The 18,797-nt window shown below is 55.1% G+C and carries 17 protein-coding genes; 1 reads left to right on the top strand and 16 read right to left on the bottom strand.

Annotation, left to right across the window (positions count from 1 at the left end; all coding sequences use genetic code 11):
• Positions 1-4: 4 nt before the first annotated feature.
• The 3 genes from NBV64_RS00440 to NBV64_RS00430 are packed head-to-tail and all read right to left on the bottom strand — an operon-like array spanning position 5 to position 2,998.
• Positions 5-1,249: a styrene monooxygenase/indole monooxygenase family protein gene (locus tag NBV64_RS00440; RefSeq protein WP_009461224.1), complete on the bottom strand. Its 1,245-nt coding sequence runs from the start codon at positions 1,247-1,249 to the stop codon at positions 5-7.
• A gap of 56 nt (positions 1,250-1,305) precedes the next feature.
• The gene (locus NBV64_RS00435; protein WP_009461225.1) at positions 1,306-2,088 is read right to left on the bottom strand and encodes an SDR family oxidoreductase; all 783 of its coding nucleotides are present in this window, start codon (positions 2,086-2,088) and stop codon (positions 1,306-1,308) included.
• A gap of 22 nt (positions 2,089-2,110) precedes the next feature.
• Positions 2,111-2,998 carry a SphA family protein gene (locus tag NBV64_RS00430; RefSeq protein ID WP_035269964.1) on the bottom strand — a complete coding sequence of 296 codons (888 nt, stop codon included), beginning with the start codon at positions 2,996-2,998 and terminating at the stop codon, positions 2,111-2,113.
• A 330-nt stretch (positions 2,999-3,328) separates the two neighbouring features.
• On the opposite strand from NBV64_RS00430, the gene NBV64_RS00425 reads away from it, so the two are divergent.
• A complete protein-coding gene (locus tag NBV64_RS00425) occupies positions 3,329-4,717 on the top strand; it encodes a DUF6056 family protein (protein ID WP_250756401.1) in 1,389 nt (462 codons plus the stop codon).
• A 410-nt stretch (positions 4,718-5,127) separates the two neighbouring features.
• Here the strand turns inward: NBV64_RS00425 and NBV64_RS00420 are convergent, their stop codons facing one another.
• The 13 genes from NBV64_RS00420 to NBV64_RS00360 all read right to left on the bottom strand — a co-directional run bounded on the left by NBV64_RS00420 (position 5,128) and on the right by NBV64_RS00360 (position 18,633).
• On the bottom strand, positions 5,128-6,165 hold the full coding sequence (locus NBV64_RS00420) for a TRAP transporter substrate-binding protein (protein WP_250756400.1): 1,038 nt from the start codon (positions 6,163-6,165) through the stop codon (positions 5,128-5,130).
• 141 nt (positions 6,166-6,306) lie between these two features.
• Positions 6,307-7,596: a TRAP transporter large permease gene (locus NBV64_RS00415; RefSeq protein WP_021447142.1), complete on the bottom strand. Its 1,290-nt coding sequence runs from the start codon at positions 7,594-7,596 to the stop codon at positions 6,307-6,309.
• A gap of 15 nt (positions 7,597-7,611) precedes the next feature.
• The gene (locus tag NBV64_RS00410) at positions 7,612-8,115 is read right to left on the bottom strand and encodes a TRAP transporter small permease (protein ID WP_009464436.1); all 504 of its coding nucleotides are present in this window, start codon (positions 8,113-8,115) and stop codon (positions 7,612-7,614) included.
• A 499-nt stretch (positions 8,116-8,614) separates the two neighbouring features.
• A complete protein-coding gene (locus NBV64_RS00405) occupies positions 8,615-9,451 on the bottom strand; it encodes a DMT family transporter (protein ID WP_022983398.1) in 837 nt (278 codons plus the stop codon).
• Positions 9,452-9,453: 2 nt separating this feature from the next.
• On the bottom strand, positions 9,454-10,125 hold the full coding sequence (locus NBV64_RS00400) for a fatty acid desaturase (RefSeq protein ID WP_200914606.1): 672 nt from the start codon (positions 10,123-10,125) through the stop codon (positions 9,454-9,456).
• 586 nt (positions 10,126-10,711) lie between these two features.
• Positions 10,712-11,443, bottom strand: coding sequence for an SDR family NAD(P)-dependent oxidoreductase (locus tag NBV64_RS00395; RefSeq protein WP_026483926.1), 732 nt, complete (start codon positions 11,441-11,443; stop codon positions 10,712-10,714).
• 21 nt (positions 11,444-11,464) lie between these two features.
• Positions 11,465-11,866 (bottom strand): Zn-ribbon domain-containing OB-fold protein, encoded by a 402-nt coding sequence (locus NBV64_RS00390; protein ID WP_026483927.1) that lies wholly within the window; start codon positions 11,864-11,866, stop codon positions 11,465-11,467.
• A complete protein-coding gene (locus NBV64_RS00385; RefSeq protein ID WP_083055163.1) occupies positions 11,863-13,047 on the bottom strand; it encodes a thiolase family protein in 1,185 nt (394 codons plus the stop codon). The genes NBV64_RS00390 and NBV64_RS00385 overlap by 4 nt, the downstream gene beginning before the upstream one ends.
• 4 nt (positions 13,048-13,051) lie before the next feature.
• Complete coding sequence (locus tag NBV64_RS00380; RefSeq protein WP_026483929.1) at positions 13,052-14,683, bottom strand: AMP-binding protein; 1,632 nt, start codon at positions 14,681-14,683, stop codon at positions 13,052-13,054.
• Positions 14,684-14,702: 19 nt separating this feature from the next.
• On the bottom strand, positions 14,703-15,185 hold the full coding sequence (locus NBV64_RS00375) for an aromatic-ring-hydroxylating dioxygenase subunit beta (RefSeq protein WP_009463815.1): 483 nt from the start codon (positions 15,183-15,185) through the stop codon (positions 14,703-14,705).
• Positions 15,186-15,187: 2 nt separating this feature from the next.
• Positions 15,188-16,522, bottom strand: coding sequence for an aromatic ring-hydroxylating dioxygenase subunit alpha (locus NBV64_RS00370; RefSeq protein ID WP_009463816.1), 1,335 nt, complete (start codon positions 16,520-16,522; stop codon positions 15,188-15,190).
• A gap of 23 nt (positions 16,523-16,545) precedes the next feature.
• The gene (locus NBV64_RS00365; RefSeq protein WP_009463817.1) at positions 16,546-17,514 is read right to left on the bottom strand and encodes a PDR/VanB family oxidoreductase; all 969 of its coding nucleotides are present in this window, start codon (positions 17,512-17,514) and stop codon (positions 16,546-16,548) included.
• 330 nt (positions 17,515-17,844) lie between these two features.
• Entirely contained in the window at positions 17,845-18,633 is a 789-nt protein-coding gene (locus tag NBV64_RS00360) for a cyclase family protein (protein WP_009463818.1), read from the bottom strand.
• Positions 18,634-18,797 lie beyond the last annotated feature (164 nt).

Raw genomic sequence — 18,797 nt, 5'->3', positions numbered from 1 at the left:
TCTATCAGGCAGCCACAGATTGGCTGCGAGTCTTCTCGATCAATGCCTGAGCGGCACTCAGATCTTCCCAGGCCGGGAACAGAACCGGCGGGTGGTTAAAGCTGTTGGCCAGGAAATGAGCCAGGGCGGGCGATTGCTGAGCCGAGGTCAACAAGGCAAAAGAAGAGTCGGTTGGTGGCTTCAACATGGAGTTGGTCCAGCGCACCACCAGATTGGCGTAATCCCAGTAACGCTCGAACGTTTCCTGCATCCAGTTACGGTCAAACGCGCCTTCACCACGTTGCAAAATGCTGTCCAGATACACTTGGGCGGCTTTGGCGGCGTTGTTGGAACCTTGGCCGGTAATGGGGTCGTTCACGACCACGGCATCACCCAGACCCAGCACCATGCGGCCCGAAGGCAGCGTCAGCACAGGTTTACGAACTGTGGGAGGGAAAGCACCGGACAGGTAACCTTGGGCGTCGGTCAGTTCCACATTACGGGCACGATCGCCTTCCCAAGGCAGGAATTCGCGCAGGAAAGAAACGCTTTGCTCCAAATGAGCTTCGGGCGTCTTGGCATCGCGGAAACGATCCAGTGGGCCACCGGGCACGCCTTCGAACACCATGATGTCGCAGGGACCGGACAGGGTCAGCGAGGGGAACACAAAGTATTCGCCCACACCGGGGATGAAGTTAAAGGACACGCGCGAGTATTCAGGCGTAGGCTCCAGACCATGTACATAGGTCAGGGCCAGGGCGCGCTGAGGCTTGTCGTACATGGAACGCTGATCGTCACGCTCGAACAGCTTGACCACTTCGCCCTTGCCGGCAGCCAGCATGGTCAGGTCGTACTCCTGGGTGATGCGCTCCAGTTCGGCCACGCCCACGTCTTCCATGATCAGCTTGCCGCCACGCTGCTCGAACAGCTCCAGCCAGTAAGGCATTTTTACGCGCTGGTCAGTTGCCTGGGCTTCACGATCCAGACGGCCGCTCCAGTCCACGGCTTTGGTGTCAGGCTGTTCAGGGTTGGGCAGGGCAAAGCCGATGCCTTGTACAGGCGGGCATTCGTCGTCCCAGAAATTCAGGCCCAGGCGGCGCTCTACGTCCAGCGCCTCGGCAAACATGCACTGGCTGGACATCACGCGGCCACCACGAACATCGTCGGGACTGCGGTTGGTAAAAACGGCTACGTCGTAGCCCTTGGCCAAAAGACCGAATGCAACGGGCATGCCAGCCTGGCCAGCGCCCACAATAGCAACTTTACGCATGATTTTTTCCTTCTGAGGGAGCTAAAGACGCCACTGCGGCGGCGTCCTGGTTTTTCTTATTCAGCCAATTTGGGAATGGCGGGTACACCTTGCTCTGGGCCCATGGCCGAGTAGCCGCCATCCACGGCGTAATCAGCACCGGTCACGAAACTGGCGGAATCCGAGAGCAGGAAGGACACGACTTCGCCCACTTCCTGGGGATCGCCCACGCGGCCCAGCATGTGAAATGCCGAGGCCACGCGATCGGTTTTGGCGCGATCGCCGCCAGTCAGCTCGTCCATCACACGCGACCAGATCCAGCCGGGCGAGACCGAGTTCACACGGATACCGTCAGGAGCAAAGTCCAGCGCCATGCTGCGTGTCAGTTGCAACAAGGCGGCCTTGGAGACCGGGTACAACCAGCGCCCGGTTTGAGCGATCGACGAGGAAATGGATGTGAAATTGACGATGGAGCCGCCACGCGGCAGCAAGGGACGCACAGCCTTGGCAGCCTGCACCGCGCTGACCAGGTTGATATCCAAGGCCTTGAGCCAATCTTCACGGCTGGAAGCCATGCCTTCATCCAGATAGGAACAAGCCAGATTGACCAGACCATCCACACGGCCAAAATGCGCCTTCACCTGCTCGATGGAGGCATTCAGGCTTTGATCGCTGGTAATGTCCACTTCCCAGAATTTGGCTTTGGCAGCATCGTTGCCTACGGCTTTCTGACCACCTGCGGCATCAATATCAAACACGGCCACACGTGCGCCATAGCCCATCAGCACCTCGACCACGCCTGCGCCAACACGTGTTGCGCCGCCGGTGACGATGACTACCTTGTCTTTCAATCCTTTCATCTCGCTCTCCTGCCGCGGGCCCTTAGAACGGAACCGCTACTTTTACAAAAAATTGTTTTCCTTCGGGACGGCCACGCACGCCCAGATCCTGCTGGTACTTGGCCGTAATCAGCAGCCCCTTGTCATTGGCGTAACGCAGGCTGGGACCAATGGCGAAGGCACGAGCCTTGCTGTCACCGGCCATGGGGCCACGGTCGCTTTCAATCTGTTGATAGGCGTAACCACCCACACCCAGCACCAGCCCATTGCCAAAACCCCAACCCACGGCGTAATCGGCGTGAATGGCTTTACCCGTACGGGTTTCGGTGTCGCTGTTGCGGAAGTTGAAGTCCACCATCATCTTCAAATCCAGGTTGATGCCGCTGGGCTGCATGTAGCTGAAGGCAGCGGCGGGCTGAATGGCCCAGTAGTTGCGGCCCAGGTTGGCGCTGTCGGTCACTTTGTAGCGACCAGTCGGGGCGACAAAATCCACGCCCAGGATGTAGTGCATCTTCTCGCTGGGGTGAAAGCCCAAGGCCGGACCAAACACCACATCACCCAAACCACTGCGGCGCTGAGACTGACCGGCGGCTTGCGCCTTGACGGTCAGCAGGGGAGCCAGGGCATGAAATGCCAACTGGCCACCAAACACCTGCTGGTCCGTCACCCAGACCAGACGCGGCGCAACCATTGCCACATCGACCTTGAAGTCAGGAATAGGCAACTTGTCGCCATTCTTGTCACGCACCGAGTCGTAACGCATGGCACCGCCGTACATCAGCAAGTGCACACCGGGCGGCGGCAGAGCGCCACTCATGAAGTTTTCCAAACCATCGGGATAAATAGGCAGACCATTACCTTCAATTGCACAGGCCGGGCCGGCGCCCAATACCCCTGCACCCAGAACCACTGCTGCTATTTTTTTATTGATGTCCCCCACGTCCGTTCTCCTTTTGTTTTTTAGGTATGACGATGGAGCCAATGGTAGAAGTGCTCTTTTTGTCGGTATATCCACTTTGCGCAGCGCCTAGCCAATAAGCGCAAGAAGCCGCAAAAGCAGGGAAAACCCCGATTTGGTTTAGATTTAAAGGATGACGATCAGCAAAGTGGTTAAACGCTGTGTTTCAACGGGTATCTGAGATAATTCCTCGCTTCCCGCCAAGTGAATAATCAATATCACCTGGGCCTGAACACCCAGGACGGCGAGCGATGTGTAATACCGTCGTCATTGGCCTGGCCACAAACACGCCGCTTCATCTCGATGAGCCCAACTCTCTCTTTTGCTGAATCCCGATTCAGCCAGGCCCTGCTCGGCCACCGTTTTGGTGCCTGGGCCTTTATTACTTTTGCGGTGCTGGCCGTGATGGCTACGTGGGCCATTTATTGGCTCACCCCCATGATCTCGGACGACTTCAACTACGCCAACAAAGGCATTGCATGGACGTCGATCAAGCAACATTACCTGCAATGGAGCGGTCGTCTGGTCTCGGATACGCTCTCCAGCGCCATGCTCACGCTGGCTCCGGGATGGCTGAAAGCCACACTGAATACAGCGGCCCTGTTTGGCCTGGTCACGGTACTGACAGCACTGGGGGCCCAACTGGCCGGACGAGCTTTGCGCCCGTCTTTACTGCTGCTGGTGTTCACCTTGTATTGGCTGGTCAACCCCCATCTGGGGCAAACCACATTCTGGTTGGTAGGCGCCGCCAACTACCTGTGGCCCAATCTGTTCAACTTCGGTTTTGTGCTGGCCTTTATTTACTACTTGCAAAAGGACAAGCCCTCTATGATCACAGGCTTGGCGCTCTGCCTTCTGGGCCTGCTAGCCGGTTGTTCCAATGAAAACACCGGCATTATCAGCTGGTGTTTGCTGGCGTATCTGGGCCTAAGGCACTTTCAGCGCACAGGTTCGCTCGGTTCATGGCATCTGGTTTGGTTGCTCTGTATGGGGCTGGGAGTCGCCGTGCTGGTCCTGGCTCCGGGCAATCAAGTACGCGCAGAGGTCTTTGCTCATTGGTATGACCAGCCCTTGTTATGGCGCATTGGGGAGCATTTTGGTCGTCGTTTCCCGGACGCCCTATTGCGGTACTGGGGGGTGATTCTAGTGATGCTGGTTTGGCGTTTTGCCATAGGGCCTGCGTCTTCTGAATCTGTACGCCGGGCAATGTGGCTGCTCATTGGCGCATCGCTTCTGGCCAACGCCATTCTGGTTCTGGCACCTAATATCCCCAAGCGAGCCTTGAATGGCGGCTTGATGTATCTGCTGGTGGCCTTGTCTATTTACGGACATGATTTATTGGCGCAAGGGCAACGCGTTATACCCATGCAGCGCAACCTGTTAGTAACCTTGGGGGCCTGCGGCACGCTATGGCTGGTATCCAGCGGATTAATGTTGCGCAGCTATCACGGCACCTGGGAGCAGGATCAGGTACGACGCGCTATCTTGGCCGATGCCCCCAAACATCAGCGTCATCACGTAAAACTACCTAAGTATTTTTTCCTGCCCACGTTGCGTTCGCGGGATCGCTTCGATATGCACCTCGACCCCAAGGCCATGGCCCGATACTTCCGCAGCAAGGCGGTGATCAATGAATATGCCGTCAATCAGCACTATGACCTGGAGACGGGGGCACCACCGCCCACGCCTTAAAGCTTGAGGACTTGTGCATTTCCTCCGCTGCAAGCCGATTCAGGCCCTGGGGGGACTGGCAGGGCGAGTCAGACTACTTGCCGCAGGCAAGGGAGAGCGTAGGGATGCAAGCATCCTGCTGTTTGAGCCGGACGCTTGTACTTGGTCCGGGGGACCAAGTACCCGGCGAGTTCAGGATGCGCCCGTAGCTCTTTCTTGACCAGGGCACCGGTGCGCAGCACCGGCAAGTGGTCAGCCCTGCCAGACCCCTCAGGGCCTGAAGCGGCGTTTTACAGGGAGAAACGTCGATCAGGGCTAAAGCATGGGCCCGATTGCCTATCCTTTGCCCTTACAACAGCCCCTCCCAAAAACATAAAAAAACCCCGCTCTCCCAAAGAAAAACGGGGCCAAAACTGTAGTAGTACTGCGGATTACTTGGCAGCGCTCAGCTCTTTGATCTGCTCGCGGAAGTAGGCCAGAGCGGCTTTACCGTCAATGCCCTTCTTGTCGGCAGCCTTGATCCAGTCCTCTTCAACAAAGGCCAGACGCTCTTTCATCTGATCTGCAGCTTCGCCCTGGATGCGCAGTGTTTTCAGGCCAGCTGCGGTGTGCTTCTCAATGGCTTGCTGTTCGGCAGCCTGCCATTTGGAACCGAAGTCGTTGGCAATCCATTCGCCGCTGATTTTCTCGATAGCAGCACGGTCGGCTTCCGACAGACTCTTCCACTTGCGCTCGTTCATGAACATGTACTGGCTGGATTTGCCAAAGCCACCGGGCACCGACACGGCAGTCTTGACCAGCTTGTCCAGTTTCCAGTTATCCAATTGGTCGTACTGGAAGTACATACCGTCGATCACACCACGCGACAGCATTTCGTAGCTGTCCGAAGCAGGCGCGTTCACGGTCACAATGCCCAGGGCCTTGCCAATCGCATCAAACAAAGGGCTAGGCGAGCGCAGCTTCTTGCCTTTCAGATCGTCAATGCTTTGCACATTGTCCTGACTGGTGAAGATCACGGTGGCAGGGCTGGTCCACATACCCAGCAGTTTCACGCCCTTGTGCTCGTTGGCACCCATCATGAATTTTTCGTAAGTGCGCCAGTAAGCCACCGAGTTCACGCCGCCGTCATCAGTGGTGAAGGGCAGTTCGGCAAACTCGATCAGCGGGAAGCGGTTAGCCGTGTAGCTGTGTACCGACATGCCCATATCAGCAATACCGTTACGCACCAGATCCAGGTGAGCTTGCGGCTTGCCCAGCGCGTTGATGAACTCCACCTTCACGCGGCCTTCGGTAGCTTTTTCCACTTCCTGAGCCCAGGGCTCAAACATATTGGTCACAATAAAGTGGCCTGGAGGCATCCACTGGGAAAAACGCAGGGTGGTAACTTCAGCCGCAACCGAAGGCATGGTCGGTGCCAGGGCTGCTGCAGCCAGGCCCAGGCTCAAGGCCAATTTTTTGAAAACACGCATCTCGACTCCTCGTAAATTATTTTGCTGCCGGGCCACTACAGCCCGGCGTCCAGGCCACTTGATGGGACAGTAAACAGGTCCTGGACCTGCACACCCAGCGGCTTTACTGCTGCCCGGATCACAACTGCATCCGGGCCGGGTTTACATACTGTTCGGGACAACCAGAACAATCCAGGGGACAAACACCAGCAAGAGCAAACGCACGATATCCATCATTACAAAGGGAGTCACACCCCGAATAATGGTGCCCAAAGGAACATCGGGCATCACGTTCTTGATCATGAAAATGTTCAGACCCAACGGAGGGGTAATCAGACTGATTTCAGCAGCCACCACCACGATGATGCCGAACCACACCAGATCAAAGCCCAGAGAGGCCACAATCGGGTAGAAGATAGGCACCGTCAGCATGACCATGGACATGGTTTCCAGGAAACAACCCAGAACCAGGTAAATCGCGCAGATGATCAGAATCACCACAATGGGCGACACATCAATGCCCTGGATGAAACCCAGCAACTGATTAGGCAAACCAGCCACGGTCAGGAAGTTGGTAAAGACCAGCGCACCAATCACCAGCGCAAACATGATGGCCGTGGTTTGAGCGGCTTCAATCAGCACCGTCAGGTACATGCGAGGCTGCCAGCCACGACGCTTCAGGGTCAGCAAGAAGGTCGCTGCAGCGCCAATACCCGCCGCTTCTGTCGGGGTGAAGACACCCCCGTAAATACCGCCCATGATGACGATGAACAGCACGGTAATGGCCATCACGCCTTTGGTCGCCTCAAAGCGCTCGCGCCAGCTAGCTTTTTCGCCAGGACGGCCCAGATTCGGGTTGATCGCGGTAATGATCATCACCGTGATCAGGTACATCAGCATGGCAATCATGCCGGGCAGGAAGCCGGCGGCAAACAGCTTGCCAATATCGGTTTCGGTCAAGATCCCGTAGACCACCATCATCACGCTGGGCGGAATCAGAATGCCCAGGGTGCCGCCTGCCGCAATACTGCCGGTAGCCAGACGATCGTCATAGTTGTACTTGCGCATATTGGGCATGGCCACACGACCCATGGCCGCTGTGGTGGCCATACTGGAGCCACAGAGTGCACTAAAGGCACCACAGGCAACAATCGTGGCCATCGCCAGACCACCACGCAGGTGACCAATAAAGGCGTGGGCAGCTTTGTACAGGTCCTTGGACAAACCCGAGGCATTGACCAGATTACCCATCAAGATGAACAGCGGCAGCACGGTAAAGCTGTAGCTCATGGCCGTGTCGTAGCTGGTCTGCGCCGCCATGGTCAAGGCCGCTTCCATGCCGGTAAAGAAGGCAAAACCCAACGTACCAACCAGCAACATGCCCCAGGCAATGGGCAAACCCAGAAATAAGCTACCCAGCAGGACAGCCAGTCCGATAATAGAAATCAACATGAAAAAACTCCGTCTTTATCGGCTTGGAGAGCTAAAAATCTTGAACAGGGAAGCCACAGTGGCAATGCCGGTCATGGTGGCGATGATGTAGGCAAACGGGGCAATGGGCACTTGCAAGGCGTTGCTCATATCGCCGTAGTCGGCCAGCTCGTTGGCGTGACTCCACAGGTAGACAGTCAACACGGCCAACATGACGGTAGAGACCACATTGATCACGAATTGCTGGATACGACGCGCCACTGGACCTAGCCAGGCGTCAATCAGACTGACGGTCAAGTGTTGCTGGTGCCAGGTAACACGCGGCAAGGCCGCAAAAATCAGCACACCCAGCAAGAGTTCGCTGGCTTCATAAGCGCCCAGCAAAGGGGCGTGAAATACGTACCGGCCTATCACGTCCACGGTAGTGATCCCTGTCATCAGGATCAAGATGACCACACAGGCAGCATCCAGAATTGTCTCTACAACTCGTACTACTCCACGTGAACGCACCAGCTCCATTCCTGGCAGATCGTCGTTCATTACAGCTCCACTCTTTTTGGCCGGCGAAGGCCCGTTTTTTGGGTCATCATGCACCTCGAAAAATCGACGCGCATTGTTATATTTCTGTTCTAAATAGTTTATAGATGAACAAATCCAGGTAAATAGAAAGAAACCCTTAATTACATCCAAAATCATGGATTCGTGGTTTCTATCTCACATGGCAAGAAATATGGCCAGCAACAAGTGCACTTGTCCTGTGCAGGAGCAGCGGAACTCTGCCGCAGCAGCCGTGACGACTGACTCTACTCTACGGAGGGCAGGCAAACATTGGCTTTACGGAGGGGAAAAAAGTGGCCACCGGAAGGTCCGTTTGGCTTCATGCAGCCCCCTCTCCAACCAGTCTGCTCGAAGTACGCCTGGGGGGATAAAAAGGCCATTTAATGGAACAGCCCCCCCACAATATCAGGCATAGATCCAGACATTGAAGGACGGAGTTGATAGATTCCGCCTGTTAAGGCAGTCGCTATCCCCGCCCGCTCTACGAGCGCGCGAACTGATAAATACCGATCAAAATGACCGCGGCCCCTAACAAGCTCATTACCGTGGGCTGCTCGTGAAAGATCAGTAATGAAGCAATCATCACAAAAACAGGTTCGGATAATTCACATACCTGGACCTTAGAGGCGGACGTCAATGAAACAGCTCGTATTGTGCAATAAAAGCCCAGCATAGACGGCACAACTGCCAATAAGGCGATCAACACCCAAGCCTCTTGGCTAGGTAGTACAAAGCCTACTTGAGCAGCAGGAAAAAATAAAAATATAGATCCGGCCATTAACAGTGATCGCGTAACAAAAATACCACTACCTAAACCCCAACGCTTCGCCAATACCGTAAACAAGCCGTAGCCCAAACCAGCCAGCGCAGCCATACCAATCCCTTGAAGACCTTGGGGATTAGCCAAATCAAACAAAAAGGTAAGCCCGAGCAAACATAAAACGATGCCAAGCAACTGCCCCCTCGAAGGCAAGCGACGAGCAAACCAGGACTCCAGAGCAAACGCACTCAATGCCGCACAAGCCATCATAGAAAAAACCACATTAGCAGCAGAGTCATGTTGATAAGCGTTTGTTTCAAAAAAAAACAAACAAAAAATACCAAAAAATGCGCAAATCAGAACTACGCGCCAATCGGAAGGAAAATTAGAACGCCTTGGAAAAAAAACCCATAAAACCACCACCCCTAGCAATGCTCGATAAAATGCAATCAACGCACCATCCATCTCAAGCAATAAGAATTTGCTAAAAATAGCAATGGTAGAATTAAGAAATGCAGCTAGAAATGCAAAAAATATACCTGATCTCAAGGAAAACAAAACTAATCCTTTTTATTAACCTGAAATGAATTACTTAACCATAAGGGTGGAGAGTGAGTAGTAGAAGAAAAAATTCCACCAAATCTAGAGTTAACAGAAAAATAGCTACCATCTCTGAGTAAAATAGAATGCGCTTTCCTCATATTCCAAAAAGGAATAGCTGGAAAAAGATGGTGTACGAGATGAAATCGCTCATTATGAATGCCAGTAAAAAAATTCTCTACTACATTACCAAACCTGTTTCTAGAAGCATACAAATCAACTTCAGCCTTACCTACAAGAGGATAATGCTCAGCAGTTTCAATAAACCAACTAATAGTTTGAAAAACAGTTAAATAGGGGAGAAGCCAATATAATAAGAAAAAATACCAGCCTACAAAATATGCACCAATGGCCCCAAAAACGAACAAAGAAAGAAGCATAGAGAATAGATCAAAACCACTTAAATTCTTTAATAATCTATGCCCAATTAAATATCGTAAATTTTCAAAAAAATTAATTTGAAAAATAGGTTTTATAAAAAAATTTAAGTAAAAACCTAATCTAGTCTGCTTGTTGTAAACACCAGAAGAAATATAATAAGAATAATCAGGATCCCTATGCTTATTACCAAGAAAAATATGATGATCCAGGACATGTGATTTTTTATAAGAATCCCATGTTTGAAAAACCAAACAACCAGAAAAAAACTACCTATAGCTCTATTTAATATTCTATTTTTAGCAAGAACAAGATGACTAGATTCATGAAGCAGCGTTGCTAAAGCCCTCTGCCTAGCCCCTATAACTAAAATAGACAAAGGAGCTAAAAAAAACCATTTTTCGGCTAAAAAAAAGATAGCACCACAAAAAAATAGTTAGAAAACAGAGCAAAAATAGAGTGATAATTATCTAATTTATACAATTTTTTGATATCTAAGAGTATATCTGGGCTGAATCTATGTTTTTGCAGCCTAAAATTTAAATCAACACTCATTACTCCCTCACTCTGAAACATATCCGTAAAATATATTTTTTGACCTAGGACAAATTATTTCAAGAAATAAAGGGAAAATCAAATATGAAAAAATTAGATAAATTGATTTTCTTATCTAAGAATTATTACTAAAAATGAGAACCTTTGAACGGATAATATCAAGCAATATTCCATTGAAATCCAAATACAACTTACAAAAAAAAGCTAGCTGCCTAAAAGGCAGCTAGCTCACAATGAATACTAAAAACACCAAATCGGAGCGAGGCTACAATGCTCCCATCGACATTAAATCGTCAGCGTACCCACACTGGCACCACCGCAGACATACAGGGTCTGACCCGTGATAAAGCTGTTTTCAGGGTCCGAGAAGAACAGGGTGGCGCGGCTAATGTCGTCCGCACGGCCCAGACGCTTCACAGGGATCGCGGCAGCCAGCTTGGCTTCGCGCTCGCTACCGGCTTCGACCACGTCGTAGAACATATTGGTAGTGATGGGGCCGGGGGCAATCACGTTGACGGTAATGCCTTGGTCCGCCAGTTCCAGCGCCCAGGTACGGGCCATGCCCAACATGCCAGCCTTGGTCGCCGCGTAGGCGGTACGGGTTTGCAGACCCAGCGCACCCCGCGAAGACATCAGCACAATGCGGCCAAAGTGGCGCTCGCGCATGCCAGGAACCACTGCCTGAGTAATCTGCAAGGCCGCGCCCAGGTGAATCTGGGTCAGACCCTGCAAGTCTTCCAGCTTGACCTCGTCCAGCAAGGCCGGCCAGATCACGCCTGCGTTGTGGATGAAGTGGGTCACTTCAAAGCGCTCGGCAATATCCTTGGCGGCTTTTTCGGTTGCTGCTGCATCCAGCAAATCCACCTGCACGCAGTGCAGACGCTCGTGCGTCCAGGGCAGGACATTGCGCGCCATGCTGATCACGGTGTAACCCTGATCCAGCATCTTGCGGCAAATGTCTTCACCAATACCGGTGCTGCCACCCGTCACAATGGCGGTGTATTGAGCTTGTGTCATCTTGATTGTCTCCAGGCAAATTCAGGGCGCAGGGCGCGCCACCAGCACGGCTACGCCGCCAGCATCCAGCTCCAGACTCAGGCGCACTTTCTCGTCCGCCTGCCCGCCTTCGGGCAAGTGGGCGATGGCAAAAGGGCCGCAATCCAGGGCAACTGTGCCGATACGCCAGGGCAGTCGTGCCTGAAAGTAGGGTTCGTTGCTGTGATGCAAGGTGGTCGTGGCCTGCAGAACACCCGTGTCGGCAACGGCCTGCCAGTTCAGCGTCGTGTGCAGGCAATGGCCGCACACATCGCGGGCGGGATACTGCACCGTGCCGCAGGACGGGCACACTTGCAGGGCGAATTCGCCGCGTTGGGCGGCTTCGGTCAGTCCGGCTGCCGTGGCGCTGCGTGCACCCGGTGGCAAGATTTGGGTGTCGCTCATGACTGCCCCCGTTCCAGCAAGGCCGCAGCAGTACAAATACCACGGTCGTAATTGATCATGCCAAAGCCGGACACCAGGCCGATGCGGGCATTGGCCACTTGCGTGTCGCCTGCGGTATCCGTCAATTGGCGCAAGGCCTGAACCAGACCCAGGTAGCCGCCTGCTGCACCGGCCTGGCCTACCGATAGCTGTCCGCCACTGGTATTGAAGGGAAAGCTGCCGTCCACCGTAAACGTGTTCTTGCGGATGAACTCCGGGCCTTCGCCCTTGGCGCAGAATCCCAGGTCTTCAAACTGCAGGACGTTGATGACGGGGTAGTCATCGTAAGTTTCCATGAAATCCACGTCTGCCGGGGTGAGGCCCGCATGTTCGTAGAACGCATCCTTGTCCATGGCCCAGCCACCGCGATGCTGCACAGGGTCTTCAGGGAAAGCGTTGTGACGCTCGATGGTAGAACGGATACGGACATAAGGCAGGCCCAGTGCTTCGGCCTGTTCACGGCGCATGACCAGATAGCCTTCGGCTCCGGCACACGGCATCACGCAGTCAAACAAGTGGATGGGATCGGCAATGACGCGCGCCTCCATGTACTGTTCCAGCGTCAGCGGTTTTTTCATCAGGGCATGCGGGTTGCGCAGCGCATTATCGCGCTGGGCGACGCACAGCTTGCCGAAATCTTCACGCGTGGCACCGTAGTGACGCATGTAGTAGTCCGTCAGCAGCGCAAAGCTGGCGTTGGGGCCACCGGCACCATATGGGTAGACGGCATCCTGGGAGAAACGGGAAAAGCCCGACACCGTGTTCTTGAAGGATTCACGGTGGTTGGTATCACCCGCAATACACGCCACGATGGACGCATCGCCACACTGCACGGCGCGGGCCGCACGACGCATGGCCACCACACCGCTGGCCCCACCCATGGGGATATGGTCCAGCCAGCGTGGGCTCATCTGAAAATGCTGCATCACGCCTACGGCAGTGTCCGAACCCAGCGTGAAACTGGATACGCACACGCCATCGACATCGGCTTTTTTCAGGCCGGATTGGGCCAGCAACTGGCCCAATGCCGCACCCAGCCACCAATGCGCGGTCTGCTCGGAATGGCGCTCGTAGGGGATGGTCACCGGGGCGACCAGCACCACATCGTCATAGCCCTGGCGGGCTGCTTGCGGCAAGGCCATGGGCTCAGGCCTCCTGACGTTTTTTCAGGTGATTCGTGTTCACGCAGGCCGGGTTCTCCAACGCAGCCAGAGCAACCGTTTTCAGTTCACCGCGCTGGATCTTGTTGGTCGAAGTCAGCGGCAAAGCATCCACAAACAGAACGTAGCCGGGCACCTTGAAATAGGCCAGCTGGGTCAGACCCCACTGCACCATTTCCTGGGCAGCCTGTTCACGCTGTTCCTGGGTTTCGATAGGATTGTGCGGCACCACCAGCGCCATCACTTCATCGCCACGGATGGCGTCGGGCACGGCGGCCACGGCAATGGAGCGCACCAGCGGGTGCTGCTGCATGATGTTTTCCACTTCCACGGCAGCGATGTTCTCGCCACTACGACGGATCACGTTCTTTTTGCGGTCCACAAAGTGCAGATAGCCTTGTTCGTCACGGCACACAATGTCGCCCGTGTGGAACCAGCCGCCTTCCCAGGCTTCGTCGGTTGCAGCCGGGTCTTTCCAGTAGCCGGAGAAAAAGCCGTAGCGTGGGTTGTCACCGGCCGAGCGCACCAGCAATTCGCCGTTTTCACCGGCTTGAGCGGGTTCGCCATCGTCCTTGCGCAACAGCACTTCCACCACGGGCATTTCCTTGCCAAAGCAGGAGGTGCCGATAAAGCGCGGCTCGTGATTGGCGATGATGCTGGCACCCGCGCCGGTTTCCGTCATGGCCCAGGCTTCCAGCAGCGGGAAACCAAAGCGTTCTTCAAAGATAGGATGCAGACCACGGTCCACGCCGGCGCCAAAACCAAAGCGCACGCTGTGTTGACGGTCTTTTTCGCTGGCCTCGGCCTTCATCAGGATGGCAGGCATCACACCCAGGTAATGCACCACGGTTGCGCCGGATTCGCGCACCGAATCCCACCAGCTGCGTGGGTGAAAACGGTCCAGGGAGATCAGGCAACCGCCGGTCTTGACCATGGCCATGGTCGAGCAGGCCATGGCATTCATGTGGAACAGGGGCAGCGGAGTCAGCATGCGCTCTTTGCCATGCTCCAGCGAAGCCAGACCACCAATGTCGCGGTACCACTCACCGGCGTAATGGAAGTACTGGTTGGACAGCATGCAGCCCTTGGGGCGGCCTGTGGTGCCGGAGGTGTACAACAGAGCACATTCACTGTGTTCGTCAGGAATGTCACAGGAACGGGCGGCGGCGCGGCTTACCATGGGTGGCACATCGCCGTCGGCCATGATGGCAAAGGGCTGGCCTGCACGCTGAGCTGCTTCCACCAGATCCTGGTGACGGCTGGGCAGGGCAATGGCCATGATCATTTCCGAATGGCCGATCAGGTATTCCAGCTCGGCAGCGCGCAAATCAGGATTGATTGGCACAATCGACACGCCCAGGCTGTTCAATGCGAACCAGTGCAGGAAGAACACGGGGCGGTTCTCCAGCAGGATGCCGACGCGGTGGCCGTGGCCGTAGCCAGCAGCGGCGTAGCCGGCGCGCAAGGCGTCAATACGCTCCAGAGCCTGACCGTAAGTCAGCTCGCCCGCTTCAATACCGTAGATCTCGGCGGTCTCAGGCAGGGTACATACAAAGGGCTTGTCGCCCCATTTCTGGGCGGTGTCTCGAAAAGCCTGGTAGACCGTGGTGTTGGCCATCAAAAATTCTCCTGTCCTGTCACATAAACAACTGGATATTGCCGAAAGGCGCGTCGCAATTGAGCAGATCCACCCGTTTCAGACGGATCTTCAAGGCGTCGTCCTGGCGCACCAGGGTGTAGGTATTCCAACCCACATAGATATCTTGGTTGTCGCCACGCGTTTCCGTGTAATGGAAGGCGCAACGCACGGTGTATTCGCCTTTTTCCTCGTCCATGCTTTCCACAGTGGGTTGCTGGAGCAGGTGATGGCTGCGGCTCTTGGGCTGCTGGGAAAAGGTACGGCGGCCTGCCAGACGTTCCACACGGATACGCAGCAAGAGCTTGTCCTCGTGCATCAGGGACGCGTGTAAACGGGCGTCCTGCTGATCGTGCACCAGCGGCATCCAGTAGTAGCCATCCTCGGTGAACAGGTCGAGCCATTGCTCGTAGCGCTGCTCATCCAGCAGGCGGGCTTCCGCATACACAAAATCGATAAGGGCCTGACGGCTGATTTCGCTCATGGTTATTCCTCTTCTTTCTTGGCCTGCTGCTCGGGCAGCATGAACTTCAACCAGGCGCGGAACTGGGCGCGCATCTGCATTTCGCTGGTGCCGTTGATCACCACGTTCTTTTGCTGGTCTTCGTCTTTTTCCACCAGACGGGCCAGGTTCATCCAGTCGCGACCACGCGACTGCAAACCGTGCTGGGCACGCTCGTACATTTCCAGGTCATCGTGACCGACCATGGAGGTCGGTGCGTTGATCAGGCGGTTGTACATCAGGGTGCGTTCCAGGAAGGTGTCAGGTGCACCCACCAGGCGGAAGGTCCAGGATTCCACCAGGGTTTTGTCAGCGGCCAGCGGCTTGAACAAACGCAAGGTCTGGATCGGGCCCTTGACCATGATGTTGGGGAAGTAGCAAGTGTTGTGACGCGTATCGCCCAAAATGGCTTTGGCGCGCTCCTCACCGTAGGCTTCGACCATCTGGTCCCAGTAACCCGGAATTTCGGAGTAATCAGCGTGAATGGAATTGCTCACGCCGGTATGGCCGTGACCGTTTTCCCACACGCGAATGCCCATGCCTTCGTAGAACTCGTAAGGCGACATGAAGGGGGCAAACAATTCAACAGCCATGGGCTTGGGCGTACCCGGAGGGGCCGCTTCCCAGGCTTTCACAGCAGTACCCGCCGAGGACTCGTGCGCCACCATGGGGTGACAGGTATCGGTCTGGTTATCAACCAGCATTTTCCAGTTGCACTGGTGCATGTAACGCATCACGCCACCGGCCACTTCCAGACGGCCTTCGGGGGAGCGATCCACCATATTGTCGATGGTGCTCAGGGACTCGCCAAAGAATTCCTCAAAGCCAATGCCTTCATCGGCCAGTCGACAGAACACGAAATCGCGGTACACCTTGACGTTCTGTACTGCGGCCATGCCCTTGCTGCCTTCGGTGCATTCAAAGCCGGTGTTCTCGTAGCCCTTCTTCAAAGGGATGGACAACAGGGAGCCGTCCGTCTTGAACGTCCAGGCGTGGTAGGGGCAACGGAAGAACTTGCCCGTGTTGCCACAGGTCTCGCCCGCCACTTGCACACCTTTGTGCGGGCATCGGTTGTAGAGCACACGGATGCTGTCATCGGTATGGCGCACCATGATGACCGATTCAGTGCCGACCGTCGTGGTGTAGAAGTCGCCTTTATTGGGCACCTGGCTGGCATGGCCAACGTAGACCCAGGTATTGACGAACAACTGCTCCATCTCCAGTTCAAACAGCTCCTGGTTGATGTACAAATCCTTGTGGACCTCGGCCTCGCGTACCAATTCGCGGATGGCCTGGGGATTATCACGATACTTTTCCATCATGTTCTCCGTCGCCCTTGGGCTTATAGATCCAGCACCAGACGCGGGGTCTTGGCGCGGGAAATACAGATCTGGATGACCTTGTTGCTGGCTTTTTCCGAGTCGCTCAGGAAGTAGTCGCGGTGGTCAACCTCGCCTTCGATCACATCACAGGTACAGACGCCGCACTCGCCGCGCTTGCAGTCGATCATGGGGTCCAGGCCCTGCTCTTCCATCACGTCCACAATGGTCTTGTCAGCGGGAATTTGCAGGGTCACGCCGCTTTGGCGCAGTTCCACTTCAAAAGGCTGGTCGCCTTCCTGGGGAGCAGCCGTCACAAACAGCTCGAAGTGCACATGGTCGCCAGGCCAGCCACGTTGCTTGCAGGCTTCGATCACGGCATCAATCATGCCTTTGGGGCCGCAGACGTAAATGTGCTGGTCTTTAGACAGACCGTCGAGCAGGGTATTCAGGCAGAAACGGCCTTCGCTGTCGTCCGCGTAGTGACGCAGAGCCGGGCCGGACAGGGCGCTCAGCTCATCCAGAAAGGCCAACTGTTCCACACTGCGACCAGCATAGTGCAGCTGATAAGGGCGGCCCTGGTGATGCAAGGCAGCGGCCATGCTGGCAATGGGGGTGATACCGATACCACCGGCAATCAGCACGGTTTCGGTTTCGCCTTCAGCGGCAGCATGCAAGGGGAAATCATTCTTGGGACCAGCCACGCGCAGCGTATCGCCTACTTTCAGGCTGTGCATGAAGCGCGAACCACCCGAGCTGTTGTCTTCCAGGCGCACGCCCAGACGGTAACAGGTCGGGCCCTGTGCCGTGTCGGCGTCCAGCGAAATCAGGGAATAGCAGCGGTGATCGTTCAGATCAGGAATCTGTACCTGCAGGTGCGAACCCGGCGCAAACGCGGGCAGGGAACCGGCCTGGGCAGGCTCCAGCGTAAAACTGCGAATCAGCGGGGATGCGTTCTGGATGTCCCGGATAACGAGTTCAAAAGTATCCATCATGTGCCTACCATTGAGCATGACTACATCAATTACCCAGCCAAAAAGGCCAAGCCGTGGCATGATGTAGCGCCGCAGGGGGCAATGGGACGGTATCGCGTAACCTGAAAAAGGCTGCGTAAGGCTCGTCTACTGTCTCCGCTAAAACCGGCTGCCTGACACCAAGACTGGCTGTATGGCTGGATCTCTATTCATTCTTTTGTGAATTTATTTTATTGATGAATAGTTTACGGATAAATATATACTGCCGAATATAATGGAAAACCACTAGGTGAGAAAACAGCAGAACCGCATGGTACACAGTTCTGCCACTTCCCCACCGTTTTCTACTTACTGAGCAACCAGTGCGACCACGCGCAATGGGCTGCCGGAACCGCCTTCAATCTTCAACGGGGCCGACATGATCAGTGCACCTTGAGGGGGCAGCTGATCCAGGTTGCACAGGCACTGCAGACCGTAACGGTTGGCACCGTGCATCAGGGTGTGGCAAGGGTAGCCAATAGGCCAGGAGTAGGATTGGCCAGCGTCGGTGTTGATGGTTTCAACGCCAAAACCGTGAACCTTGCGCTCGTGAATCATCCACTCTACCGCTTCCTGAGCTGGGCCAGGCGTGTGAGCACCGTCTTCACGCATGTTCAGGAAGGCTTCGGCGTCGTTCACGCGTTTGGACCAGTCGGTGCGAAACAGCACCCAGGCGCCTTCAGGGATACGGCCATGCTTGGCTTCCCAGTTCAACAGGAACTCGGAGGTCAAAATGAAGTCTTCGTTCTGGGCCACTTCAGCAGAAGCATCAACCACCACGGCAGGGCGCAGGAAGTTGTCGACTGGAATAGTGTCGACCGTGTTGTCTGGATGGTCCTTGCCGGAAATCCAGTGCGCAGGAGCGTCAAAGTGGGTACCAGTGTGTTCGCCACAGGTGAAGTTGTTCCAGTACCAGCCTGGGCCGTTTTCGTCGTATTGGCTGATGCGCTCAATCGAGAAACCGGCAGTCTGGCCAAATTGGGGGGGCAGTTGCAAGGCGGGGAAGCTGGGAGACAGAGTCTGGGTCAGATCCACAAAACGGACCTGCTTGCTGTCGATCGCCTGGATAAAGGCTGCCAATGGGTTCTTGTCGCTCATTTCATCTCCTACTTGGGTCTTATGTCGTCGTTATCGTTGCCTGCCCTGCATGGCGCAGGATAGGGACCAGCCGTTAAAACAGCCCGCTCCTTCAGGCCCGGCACCGCCTTCCTTACAAAGGCAGCTTGCATCTTGGACCGCTGCGGCAAAGCCACGGCGGTTTT

Origin of the sequence: Alcaligenes sp. DN25 (assembly GCF_023674485.1) — a bacterium.
In the GTDB taxonomy this organism is placed as follows: Bacteria; Pseudomonadota; Gammaproteobacteria; order Burkholderiales; family Burkholderiaceae_B; genus Alcaligenes; species Alcaligenes phenolicus.
The sequence above is the reverse complement of the archived record's forward strand: the minus strand, read 5'-3'. Positions and strand labels throughout refer to the sequence as shown.